The 11,345-nt window shown below is 69.2% G+C and carries 10 protein-coding genes; 7 read left to right on the top strand and 3 right to left on the bottom strand.

Going from position 1 to position 11,345, the window contains the following annotated elements; genetic code table 11:
• Positions 1–31 precede the first annotated feature (31 nt).
• The 4 genes from D9V41_RS00225 to D9V41_RS00210 all read left to right on the top strand — a co-directional run bounded on the left by D9V41_RS00225 (position 32) and on the right by D9V41_RS00210 (position 4,480).
• Positions 32–1,549, top strand: a complete 1,518-nt coding sequence (locus D9V41_RS00225; RefSeq protein ID WP_121792533.1) for an amino acid permease — start codon at positions 32–34, stop codon at positions 1,547–1,549.
• A gap of 133 nt (positions 1,550–1,682) precedes the next feature.
• On the top strand, positions 1,683–2,465 hold the full coding sequence (locus D9V41_RS00220) for a DeoR/GlpR family DNA-binding transcription regulator (protein WP_166375835.1): 783 nt from the start codon (positions 1,683–1,685) through the stop codon (positions 2,463–2,465).
• A 171-nt stretch (positions 2,466–2,636) separates the two neighbouring features.
• A complete protein-coding gene (locus D9V41_RS00215; protein WP_243697095.1) occupies positions 2,637–3,638 on the top strand; it encodes an ATP-binding cassette domain-containing protein in 1,002 nt (333 codons plus the stop codon).
• Positions 3,635–4,480 carry an ABC transporter permease gene (locus D9V41_RS00210; protein WP_121792530.1) on the top strand — a complete coding sequence of 282 codons (846 nt, stop codon included), beginning with the start codon at positions 3,635–3,637 and terminating at the stop codon, positions 4,478–4,480. The genes D9V41_RS00215 and D9V41_RS00210 overlap by 4 nt, the downstream gene beginning before the upstream one ends.
• Before the next feature lie 399 nt (positions 4,481–4,879).
• Here D9V41_RS00210 and D9V41_RS00205 read toward each other — a convergent pair whose 3' ends face one another.
• Positions 4,880–7,987: an ATP-binding protein gene (locus D9V41_RS00205; RefSeq protein ID WP_166375834.1), complete on the bottom strand. Its 3,108-nt coding sequence runs from the start codon at positions 7,985–7,987 to the stop codon at positions 4,880–4,882.
• A gap of 115 nt (positions 7,988–8,102) precedes the next feature.
• Here D9V41_RS00205 and D9V41_RS00200 point away from each other — a divergent pair, with 115 nt between their 5' ends.
• Positions 8,103–8,480, top strand: coding sequence for an organic hydroperoxide resistance protein (locus tag D9V41_RS00200; protein WP_243697094.1), 378 nt, complete (start codon positions 8,103–8,105; stop codon positions 8,478–8,480).
• Positions 8,481–8,543: 63 nt separating this feature from the next.
• Here D9V41_RS00200 and D9V41_RS00195 read toward each other — a convergent pair whose 3' ends face one another.
• Both D9V41_RS00195 and D9V41_RS00190 read right to left on the bottom strand, forming a co-directional pair.
• A complete protein-coding gene (locus D9V41_RS00195) occupies positions 8,544–8,942 on the bottom strand; it encodes a RidA family protein (protein WP_121792989.1) in 399 nt (132 codons plus the stop codon).
• A 46-nt stretch (positions 8,943–8,988) separates the two neighbouring features.
• Positions 8,989–9,657: a GntR family transcriptional regulator gene (locus D9V41_RS00190; RefSeq protein WP_121792528.1), complete on the bottom strand. Its 669-nt coding sequence runs from the start codon at positions 9,655–9,657 to the stop codon at positions 8,989–8,991.
• Between the two features lie 134 nt (positions 9,658–9,791).
• Between D9V41_RS00190 and D9V41_RS00185 the strand changes: the two genes are divergently transcribed.
• Positions 9,792–10,544 (top strand): HpcH/HpaI aldolase family protein, encoded by a 753-nt coding sequence (locus D9V41_RS00185; protein WP_243697134.1) that lies wholly within the window; start codon positions 9,792–9,794, stop codon positions 10,542–10,544.
• Positions 10,544–11,344, top strand: coding sequence for a carbon-nitrogen hydrolase family protein (locus D9V41_RS00180; RefSeq protein ID WP_121792527.1), 801 nt, complete (start codon positions 10,544–10,546; stop codon positions 11,342–11,344). Before D9V41_RS00185 ends, D9V41_RS00180 begins: the two co-directional genes overlap by 1 nt.
• Position 11,345 lies beyond the last annotated feature (1 nt).

Here is an 11,345-nt window from a genome sequence, read left to right as displayed (position 1 = left end):
ACCTGTCCCACCCCCTCCGAAAGAAGAACCGATGAACCAGCACGACAGCCGGCGTGACGCCGGCGGCGGGTCCACCGCCCACTACCAGCAGTCGCTGGCCAAGGACCTCAGTCCCTTCACCCTGTTCGCCGTCGCGTTCGGCTTCGTGTCAATCGCGACCGGGATCTTCACCGCCTACGGGTCGGTGCTCAACTCCTCGGGCCCGCTCGGCATCTGGACGTGGCCGGTCGTCGTGATCGGCCAGCTCGCGGTCGCGCTCGTCTTCGGCGCGCTCGCCGCGCGGGTGCCCATCACCGGGTACGCCTATCAGTGGGTATCGCGCCTCGCCAACCCGGTGCTGGGCTGGATTCTGGGATGGATCTCCTTCACCTTCCTGGCCGTGGTCGTCGTCGCGGTCGATTACACGATCGCCTCGACGATCCTGCCGGTGCTGTTCGGCTATGTGGGCACGGCCGCGAACGCCTGGGTCATCACCGCGGTGGTGATGCTGCTCCAGGCCCTGCTGGTGGCGACCTCGACGCGTGCCACGCAGCGGGTGAACAACGGCGCCGTCACGATCCAGCTGATCGGCATGATCGGTCTGGTCGTCCTGCTGTTCGGTGTCGGCTTCGCCACCGGCGACTTCGATGCGTCCAACCTCTTCAACCGTGGTGACGTCTCGGCCGAGGGCTACTTCGCCGTCGGAGGCGCCACGGAGGCCAGCCCCTGGGCCATGGGCTTCCTGCTCGGCGCGTTCACGATCGTCGGGTTCGAGTCGGCCGCCAACCTCGCCGAAGAGACGAAGAATCCGGCCTACGTGGTGCCACGCGCGATGTACCGCGCTGTGATCACGCTCGGCATCCTCGGCATGCTGTTCCTCATCGCCGTGACCGGCCTCGCCGGCGACCCCGTCGCGCTGGCCGGCTCGGGAACCCCGATCGCGGATGTCATCACGAACGTGCTCGGTGGCTTCGTGGGCAAGGCGATGCTCGTGCTCGTGGTCATTTCGATCTTCTCCTGCGGTCTGGTCATCACGCTGAGCGGCTCGCGCCTGATCTGGGCGATGTCGCGCGACGAGCGCTTCCCCGGATGGCAGATGTTCCACAAGATCTCGCCTTCGCGCGGCACGCCGATGAACGCGACGGTCATCATGTTCGTCGTGAGCCAGGCGGTACTCGGCGTCTTCGCGTTCTCGACCGACGCGCTGTTCGCGCTGTTCTCGGCCGCGACGCTCTTGCCGGCCATCATCTACGCGGCCACCGTCGCCCTGTACATCGTGAAGCGCCGCCAGCTTCCGCCGACGCGCGGCTTCAGCCTCGGTCGCTGGGAGGTCCCGGTGCTCGCGGTCGCCGTCGTGTGGCTGGTCTGGGAACTGCTGATCTTCCGTGACGCGTCGTTCCGGGCGTCGTGGAACTACGTGGCCGTCATGGTCGCGATCGGCGCGGTGTACTTCGTCTACCTGCTCGCCCGCAAGGGGGTCAGCGGCCTGACGATGCCCGACATGGAGTCGATCGACGCGACCCTCGACGCCGAGCCCGAGGTGGGGGAGCAAGCGCGCCACAGCCGCTGAATCCGGAGCCCTCGTGCTAGCCCGGCGGTCGATCGATCGCCGGGCTAGCGGGCTCTTGTCGCGAACGCCGTGCTGAGGAGCCGGACGATACGATCGAGCCGCCGCGTGTGGGCGGCGAGCGTGGGAGGTGGACGTGGCGCATTCGGCGATTCCGGCCGAACGGTGGAGCGTGATCGAGCAGGAGCTCGCGGCGCACGAGTACGTGCGCACGGTCGACCTGGTCGAGCGTCTCGACGTCTCGGTCGAGACGGTGCGTCGCGATCTCGCCGTCATGGAGTCCCGCGGGGTGCTGGTGCGGGTGCGCGGGGGTGCGGTGGCGTCCGGCCAGAAAACGAGGGTGGAGAGTTCCTACTCCGAGCGCTCGCAGTCCGGCCAGCGGGAGAAGGCTGCGATCGGCCGGGCAGCGGCGGCCATGGTGCCGGACGACTCGACCGTGGTCATCGACGTCGGCACCACCGCGCTGCACGTCGTTCGTTCGCTGAGCACCAGCTTCGAAGGTCTCCTCGTGACCAACTCGTTGCCCGCCGCCACCTTGGCCAGTGAGCGGCTCACGTGCGGCGTCGTCGTGCTCGGGGGCCGGGTGCGCCGCGGGGACCTCGCGGTGTCCGGTATGCGGTCGCACGAATTCCTCCAGGACTTTCGTCCCGATGTCGCGTTTCTCGGGTCCGGCGGCATCTCCACCAGCGCGGGGTTGACCGACTTCGACTATGACGAGGTGCACCTGCGCCGCGTCATCATCGAGGTCAGCGCACACGCCTGGGTGCTCGCCGACGCGACGAAGTTCGGCACGGTGGCGCCCTTCCGGGTCGGGGGCTTCGACGACCTCGCGGGCGTGGTGACCGACCAGCAGCCCTCAGCGGAACTCCGGGAGTCGATCGTCGCCGCGGGCGGGGACGTGATCGTCGGCGCACCCTAGGTCGCGCCGGGCTGTCGAGCAGCGACCGACGGCCGAGGGGCGATGGGCCGTGGCAGTGAGGGTGTCGTCGCCGCGGAGCGGGACCCTCTCGCGGCCTCGCGGATCGGATCTAGCGGATCTCGCACTCGTTCTAGCGCCTTCTGGGTGAAGGCAGAACGAGAGGAGAGAACGGTGACCGAAGCGGCCATCGAAGTCCGGGGGCTCGTCAAGAGATTCGGCGAGAATGTCGCGGTCGACGGGATCGACCTGACCGTCCCGGCGGGGACCGTCTATGGCGTCCTGGGGCCCAACGGTGCGGGCAAGACCACGACGGTGAAGATGCTGGCGACGCTCCTGAAGCCCGATGAGGGAGACGCGCGTGTGTTAGGCCGGGACGTGGTGAGCGAGGCCGACGAGGTGCGGAGCCTCGTGAGCATGACCGGCCAGTACGCGTCGGTCGATGAGGATCTCACCGGCACGGAGAACCTCGTGCTGTTGGCCCGCCTGCTCGGATACTCCAAGAAGGCGGCCGCGGCGCGGTCCGATCTGTTCCTGGAGACGCTCGGCCTCACGGCTGCAGCGCATCGGCAGGTGAAGAACTACTCCGGCGGCATGCGCCGCCGCCTCGACATCGCGGCAAGCCTGCTGTCGGTACCGAAGCTGCTGTTCCTCGACGAACCGACGACGGGTCTCGATCCGCGCAGCCGCAACCAGGTGTGGGAGATCGTCCGCGCGATCGTCGACCAGGGCACGACGGTGCTGCTCACCACGCAGTACCTCGACGAGGCCGATCAGCTGGCGTCGCGCATCGCGGTGATCGATGAGGGCCGCGTCATCGCCGAGGGGACCAAGGGCGACCTCAAGTCGTCGATCGGCAGCGGCAGTGTCCACGTCCGTCTGCGCGATCCCGCCCGCCGCGAGGACGCCGCGCGTCTGCTGGCCGAGACGCTCGGTGCCGACGTGCAGCGAGACGCCGACCCCGTGGCCCTCACCGCTCGCCTGCGCCAGGACGCTACCGCCAACGCTGCCGATGCCGCGGTGACGGAGTTGGCGGCACATCAGACCGGCGTGGCCCTCGGAGAACTCGCCCGCGCCGGGATCATCGTGGACTCCTTCTCGATGGGGCAGCCCAGCCTCGACGAAGTGTTCCTCGCCCTCACCAACCATCCAGCGATTCCTGAGGAGGTCGCATGACCACGCAGCCGACGACCGCCACACCAGAGCTCAGCGCACCGCGCACCGACGACCTGGCGAAGGTCTTCATCACCGAACGTCCGCCGCGCCCGTCCGCGTGGTCGGCATCCGTGACGTTCGGATGGCGCGCGCTGCTCAAGATCAAGCACGTGCCCGAGCAGCTGTTCGACGTCACGCTCTTCCCGATCATGATGACGCTGATGTTCACCTACCTGTTCGGTGGTGCGCTCGCCGGTTCCCCGACCGATTACCTGCAGTTCTTCCTGCCGGGAATCCTGGTGGTGAGCATCGTGATGATCACGATGTACACCGGGCTCTCGGTCAACACCGATATCGAGAAGGGCGTCTTCGACCGCTTCCGGACGCTGCCCATCTGGCGGCCCGCCCCGATGGTGGGCTACTTGCTGGGTGACGGATTCCGGTACGCGATCGCCTCGACGGTCATCGTCGTGATGGGACTGATCCTCGGGTACCGGCCGCAGGGCGGGCCGACCGGCGTGTTGGCCGGCGTCGCGGTGCTGCTCGTCTTCTGCTTCGCGTTGTCGTGGATCTGGACGATGTTCGGGCTGCTCCTGCGCTCCGACAAGTCCGTGATGGGCGTCAGCATGATGGTGATCATGCCGCTGACCTTCCTCTCCAGTGCGTATGTCGACCCGTCGACGATGCCGAACTGGCTGGAGGCGTTGGTGGCGGTCAACCCGATCACCTTCGCCGTCGACAGCGTGCGGTCGTTGATGTCGGGCGAGTGGCCCGGCACGGACCTGGTCTGGTTGTCGGTGCTCAGCGCCGCCCTCATCGCCATCTTCGGCCCGGTGACGATGCGCCTCTACAACCGCAAGTAACCCGCGGCGGTCACTGACGTCCCGATGTAGGTGGTCGAGTAGCGACCGCCCTTCGATACGCCGCTCGTTCCTCGCGGCTACTCAGGAACCGGAACGAGTGAGCACTCAACTCCCTGTAGGTGGTCGAGTAGCGACCGAGGAACGAGGGAGCGTATCGAGACCACGGGACGCAAGCGTGGTCTCGATACGCCTGCTCGCAGAGCTCGCTGCTACTCGACCACCTATACCGCGGCATAGGTGGTCGAGTAGCGGCGCCCTTCGATACGCCGCTCGTTCCTCGCGGCTGCTCAGGAACCGGATCGAGGGAGCGTATCGAGACCACGGGACGCAAGCGTGGTCTCGATACGTCGGTCGCTGAGCGACCTCCTACTCGACCACCTATGGCGTGGGTTGGCGGGGTCAGCGCAGGCGCCAGTCGACGGGTTCGGAGGGTCGGTAGGAGCAGAAGGTGCCGGTGTTCACCGAACCGCGCAGATGCGCGCCGAGAGCCGGATGCGCAGCGTCGATCTTGCGGAGTGCGTCGCGAATGCGTGCCGTGACCGTCTTGCGTGCCCGCTCGGTCTCGTCGCCGAGGCGGCGGGGGCGCCCGCCGATGCGGGTCGCCGCTCGCAGCTCGTCGATCAGTGCGGTCCGCTCGACCAGGAGCGCGTCACGTCGCTCGACGTCGCCGGCCAGGCCCGCTGCGTCGAGCAGTTCGTCCAGCTCCTCCAGCCGGGTGCGGTACTGCTGACGCGCGGTGTCGTCGAGGACAGGCTCGGCGCGGAGGCGCAGCGTGGCCTCGACCTGCGGGTCGTGATGGGGATTCAGCAGATCCGCGCTGGAGATGTCGGCCCCGGAGGCGGTGATGAGGGTGTGCAGGTCGGCCAGGCCCTTGGCATGAGGAAGGGTCACCGCTTCGCCCTTCCAGCCCAGCCGCCACAGCGCGCCGTCGCGACGAAACTCGTTCCCTTCCCGCGGCTCGGCGGGTCGTTCGGTGGGGCGGGCGGGACGGGAGAGGACCTCGGCGGCGCGACGTTCCAACCGCGGAGCATCGAGATCGGCGAGGGTGGGGACGAGCCTCTCCTCGACCGCGTGCCGCCGGGGGTCGTCGTCGCGGAGAGCCTCGATGAGAGCGAGCTGCGCGGTGGCGGCCCAGAACGGCGACGAGAGGTGCTCGGCCTGCCGGGCGGCGCGCTCGAGGTACTCGACCGCCAGGTGCTGGTGGCCCGCGGCAGTCTCGAGCATCCCGAGATAGAGGTCGATCGGCCCGCCGAGCTCCATGCCGTACAGGTCGACCGACCACGTACCGCTGAGCGCGATCAACCGTTCTCGCGCCCGGTCGATGAGCACGGCATCGCCGGTACCGGCGGCGGCGAGCGCCAGCACGCGGTCGTAGAGGATGCGAGGGACGCCGTCGCCGTTCTCGTCGACGCGCTCGAGCAGGTCGAGGGCTTCGCGATACCGGCCCTCCTCGGCGGCCTGCGCGGCACACAGCACGTCGTAGTTGAAGGCGCTATCGGCCAGCAGGCTCAGCGCGTGGCGGGCCTGCTCGCCGTCGCCGCGGCGAAGATGCAGGACCCACCGCAGATAGTGGACCGCCCAGTTGAAGATGCGTTCGTGAGGTAGCGCCTTTTCGCCGCGCTCGCAGCGCTCCCACGCCTCGTCGAAGCGGCCGCGGAAGCCGGCGATCAGGGCGGCGTCGATGTGCTCGCTCGCCGCGAAGATCGGCGTCTCATACCGGGACGCGAGGGCGGCGAACGCGCGATACTGCTCGAGATAGCCGGGGTCATTCTGCTCCAGCATCGTGGCCCACAGCAACGAGGCGGCGAACTGCTCGGTGGTGCGGTCGCCGTGCCGCCGCGCGACCGTCTGCAGTTCCGCGACGACGCGTTGCCGTTGGGCCGCCTTGCCCGCTCTCCAGAGCACCGCGTGATGGACCGACAGCATCGTGCTGAGCGAGTCGTCGTCAGCGTCGGCACGGGCGGCCTCGGCGAGGTGCTCGACGACGGCGCTGTACACGTCGTCGTCGGCCTCGGGAAGGGGGCCGGACAGCAACGCGGCGGAACTCGTTCGCAGGAGCGCCATGACGCGGCGACGGTCGATCTCGGAGTAGGAATAGAGTCCGAGCGCGAGTCGGGCGGCCGTGACCGGCGAACGCTGCGTCGCCTCGTCGAGCAGCTCGTTCAGCAGCGCGACGGCCTCGGCTCTGGGCGTCCGCTCGAGCCTGGCGGCGAAGTGCATCTCGGCGGCGAGATCGAGACGGATGAGCGCCCGGCGCTCCACATCGCGGGTGATGGCGGCGGCTTGGCGGTAATAGCCCGTGGACGTGGGCAGATCGAGACGGGAGTTGGCATCGCGGCCGGCGGCGACGAGAAGGTCGACGGTGCGCTCGGCGTCGATCAGCTCGCCCGCCTGCACGGCGTGCTCGGCGGCCTGACCGGGCAGGACCGCCTGCGGATGGTCGTCGAGCACGCGGACGATCGCCGCGTGCCAACGTGCCTCGGTGGCGGGGTCGAGGTCGTTCAGCACGGTCTCGCGCACGAGGTCGTGGACGAACTCGTAGACGCCCTCGCTCGTGGTGCGTAGGAGCCGGGCGGTCAACGCCGCCGCCAGCGCGCTTGAGCAGTCGTCGATCGACTGGCCGGCGATGGCCGCCAGGACGCGCAACGTGCTGGGGTTCCCCAGGACGGCCGCGGCCTGCAGGAGGGCCAAAGTCGCCGACGGCAGTGGGCGCAACCTGCTGCGCACCGCGTCGGTGACGCCCGGCGTGAGGGCCTGCTCGCCGTGACCGCTCGCCCACAGCCGGGCGGTCTGTTCGACGAAGAACGGGTTGCCTCCGGAGCGATGGTGCAGGCGCTGGACGAACGTGGCCGGTGGGTGCTGACCGGTGACCCGGTGCACGAGGTCGCCGACGGCCTCGAGGTCCAGTCCGGCGAGCTGGATGGTTCCCGCCTGGGGCATGAGCGCGGTGAGGACGCGGTGCGCCTCGCGGGCGGGGTCGATCTCGGTGTCGCGGTAGGTCCCGATGACGAGGATGCGCTCGAACCAGGTGTGGCGGGCCAAGAACTCGAGGAGCTGCACGGACGTGGCGTCCGCCCAGTGCAGGTCCTCGATGACGACGACGAGCGGCTGGCGGTGGGAGATCATGGCGAGCAAGGTGGCGACCGCGTCGAAGAAGGCGAACTCCGGACCGCTCCGGTCGTCGATGCCACCCAGCTCGGTGGGATCGAGGCCGACGTCGGCTGCGAGCGCGTCGAATTCGGCGGTTCCCAGTGCTCGTTGGAGGGCCCGGAACGCCTGAGTCCACGGCCAGAGCATGGGCGTGCCCTGGGAGCTGCTGCAGGTGCCGACGGCGGCGACCGCCCCGAGGGAGCGGGCATGCTCGATCGATGCGCCGATGAGGGTCGTCTTGCCGATGCCCGCTTCGCCGCTGACCAGGACCAGGCCGCCGTGACTGGTGACGGTCCGGGCGACGTCGTCACGCAGACGCGAGATCCAGTCGTCGCGACCGAAGATGGCGGTGCTCATCGAGTGCGAGTGTCTCATGTCCTACCGACAGCCCGGCGAAGTCGATGCGCTGCGAATGCCGACCGGACTCGGCCGTGCTTCGATCGTAGGGACATCCCACGACGAAAGGTTCCCCGTGCCCGAGAAGATCGTTTACACCGCGTCCGTCACGTCCACCGGCGATGGCCGCAACGGCCACGTCCGCAGCGCTGACGGCCTGATCGACACCGACGTTCGCGCGCCTCAGGAGATGGGCGGCGAGGGTGGCGCGACGAACCCCGAACAGCTCTTCGCCGCCGGTTATGCCGCGTGCTTCCACTCCGCACTCAAGGCGACGAGCAAGCAGCACGGGGTGGAGATCGTGGACTCCGCCGTCACCGCCGATGTCGGCATCGGTCCCAAGGAGGGTGGCGGTTTCGAGCTGGCGGTGACGCTGAACGTCGAACTCGGCGGCGGCATCTCACAGGAGGACGGGCAGCGCGCCGTCGAAGCCGCGCACGAAGTGTGCCCCTAATCCAACGCGACCCGCGGCAACGTCGAGGTCACCCTCAACGTCGACGTCGCCTGAACTCGGCGATCAGGGGGCGAGGGCCGCGACGGCGCTGATCTCGATGAGCGCTCCGGGTACCCCGAGGCCCGCGACCCTGGCCGCGGTGACCAGCGGGGGAGCGCCGTCGCGCGCCAGGTGAGGTGCGATGGCGCCGTACGCGGCGGTGAGATCGGCGTCGTCGTCGACGAGCACGAACCACTGGACGACATCGGCCAGGCTCGCGCCCGCCGCGGCCAGCGCGATGCGGGCATTCTCGAGCGCCTGGGTGGCCTGGTCGGCGATGTCGGAGGAGACGAGGACTCCGGCTTCGTCCACCCCGTTCTGGCCCCCGAGGTAGATGGTGGTCGCGCCGGACGGTACGACCGCGGCATGGCTGAACGCGGGACTGGCGAGGAGCCCTGGCGGTTGCAGAAACGTGATCGACATGGACGCCACGCTGCCAGCGCCCGCTGACAGAAGTGCGACTCCTGGGTCAGTGGGAGAACGCCCGCATGAGTTCGGGGACGGCCGTGAGGTGCTGATTGAGCACGTCCACCGCCGTCGCCGCGTCGTGGGACTCGAGGGCTGCGACGATCTCCCGGTGTTCGCGCTCGATCGTCTCGCGCCGGTGCGGACCTTCGGTGATCGTCCGGACGGCCAACCGGATGTGCCGCGGTCGCAAGGCGTGATAGAGGTCGGCCAGCACCCGGTTGGCACCATGTTCGACGAGCGACTGGTGGAAGTGCTGGTCGAGGCGGGCGAAGGTGAACCAGTCCTGGACGGCGCCGGCCTCCTCCATGGCCTCGAGCGTCTGCTCGACACCCGCGGGCGCGCCGCGCCGTTGGCGACAGATCTTGGTGAGCGCCGCCGTTTCGATGACCAGCCGGGTCTCGTAGATCTCCTGCATCTCCGTCGCCGTGATGACGCGCACCTGCGCCCCGCGGCGGGGTACGAGGTCGACGTACCGCTCGGCATGGAGCCGTCGTAACGCCTCGCGCACGGGGGTGCGGGACGTGCCGACGCTGCGTGCGAGCCCGGACTCGTCGAGGAACTCGCCTTCGGCGTACGTGCCCACGAGAATCGCCTCGCTGATCTTGCGGTAGGCGGTCGCGCTGGCCGACGGGGAGACGTCCCCGGCAGCCTCGTCGGCGGGCATTGACATGGCCCCACCGTACCCCTAGAGTCGCTCCAACCCGTGTCCTAGGTCACGGAACAGCACGTGTGCAGCGTGTATACAACGTGCACACCACAGGTATTTCTGCGGTGTTACGAACGAGAATCAGGAGCTTGATCAGCGTGTCCCCCGCCCCCCGCCATGCCGTGTGGTTGTCCGAGCCGTCGAGCGCGGCCATCGAGATGGCCAGCCTCGCCGGCTACGACACCATCGTCCTCGACGTCGAGCACGGCACCTTCGACCTCGGCGCACTCGACTGGGTGCTGCCGCTGATCCGTGCCCGCAAGATGGAGGCCATCGTCAAGGTCCTCGGACCCGAGCGCGGCCCGATCCAGCAGGCGCTCGACCTCGGTGCCAGCGCCGTGGCCGTTCCGCACGTGGAGTCCGCCGCCCACGCGGCCGAGGTGACCGCCTTCGCCAAGTTCCCGCCGCTGGGCCTGCGGTCGTTCGCCGGTGGACGCACCTCGCACTACCGCGGGTTCACCGACGCGTGGGTGACCGAGCAGGACAGCACGACGCGCTGCTTCCCGATGATCGAGGACGCGTCGGCCTACGACGAGATCGAGGAGATCCTCGCCCTGCCGACCGTCGACGGCGTGTTCATCGGCCCCTCCGATCTGTCGCTGCTGCGCGGCCGGGGTGCCTACAGCGTCTCCGACGCCGACCTCGACGACCTCCGGACGATCGCCCGCGCCGCTCGCGCCGCCGGCAAGCCGTGGATCCTCCCGGCGTGGAGCGACGCGGAGAAGCGGCTGGCCGTGCAGGAAGGCGCGGAGACCATCATCGGCGTCATGCAGTACGGCGCCATGCTGACCGGCTTCACCGCCGCACTCGACACCATGCGCACCATCGAGAACGAGGAAGGGAACGCCTGATGAGCGTCATCGTCGCTGCCGCCCAATTCGCCCCCACGGCTGACAAGGCGGCGAATCTCGCCGAGATCGAGCGCCTCGTGCGCGCCGCGCGGGAGCAAGGTGCCCGTCTCGTGGTCCTGCCCGAGTACGCGATCTTCACCGTCGACGCGATGGACGACCGGTTCGTCGAGGCGGCGGAACCGATTGACGGCCCGTCGGTGAGCCGGCTGGCCGAGCTCTCGGCCGAACTCGACGTCACCCTCGTCGCGGGCATCAACGAGTCCGCCGAGGACGGCCGCATCCACAACACCCTCGTCGGCCTCCAGGGCGGCGAGGTGCGTGCCGTGTACCGCAAGGTGCACCTGTACGACGCCTTCGGCTACCGCGAGTCCGACCGGGTCATCGCGAGCGACCCGGTCACGCCGCAGCTGCTCGACGTCGACGGGTTCACCGTCGGCATGCAGACGTGCTACGACCTGCGGTTCCCCGAAACGTCGCGCACGCTCGTCGACGCCGGCGCGGACGTCATCGCGTTGCCCGCCGAGTGGGTGCCCGGACCGCTCAAGGAGTTCCACTGGACCACGCTCCTGCGCGCCCGGGCCATCGAGAACACCGTGTACGTCGTGGCCGCCGACCAGTGCGCCCCGACGGGCGCGGGCAACAGCGTCGTGCTCGACCCCATGGGCAATACCCTCGCCGGGGTGGGCGAGGCGGACGGGATCGCCGTCGCGGCCCTGGACTCTGAGCGCCTCGCCACGGTCCGCACGATCAACCCCGCGCTCACGCTGCGCCGCTACCGCGTGACGCCACGAGAGGAGTGAC

This window comes from Aeromicrobium phragmitis (assembly GCF_003674095.1).
In the GTDB taxonomy this organism is placed as follows: Bacteria; Actinomycetota; Actinomycetes; order Propionibacteriales; family Nocardioidaceae; genus Aeromicrobium; species Aeromicrobium phragmitis.
Note: the sequence above shows the minus strand (reverse complement) of the source record. Positions and strands in the feature narration are given on the sequence as shown.

What these genes read in the sequence shown, in the direction of transcription:
- D9V41_RS00225 (WP_121792533.1), top strand. Translation starts at nt 32, where the DNA reads ATGAACCAGCACGACAGCCGGCGTGACGCCGGCGGCGGGTCCACCGCC.
- D9V41_RS00210 (WP_121792530.1), top strand. Translation starts at nt 3,635, where the DNA reads ATGACCACGCAGCCGACGACCGCCACACCAGAGCTCAGCGCACCGCGC.
- D9V41_RS00205 (WP_166375834.1), bottom strand. Translation starts at nt 7,987, where the DNA reads ATGAGCACCGCCATCTTCGGTCGCGACGACTGGATCTCGCGTCTGCGT.
- D9V41_RS00195 (WP_121792989.1), bottom strand. Translation starts at nt 8,942, where the DNA reads ATGTCGATCACGTTTCTGCAACCGCCAGGGCTCCTCGCCAGTCCCGCG.
- D9V41_RS00190 (WP_121792528.1), bottom strand. Translation starts at nt 9,657, where the DNA reads ATGTCAATGCCCGCCGACGAGGCTGCCGGGGACGTCTCCCCGTCGGCC.
- D9V41_RS00180 (WP_121792527.1), top strand. Translation starts at nt 10,544, where the DNA reads ATGAGCGTCATCGTCGCTGCCGCCCAATTCGCCCCCACGGCTGACAAG.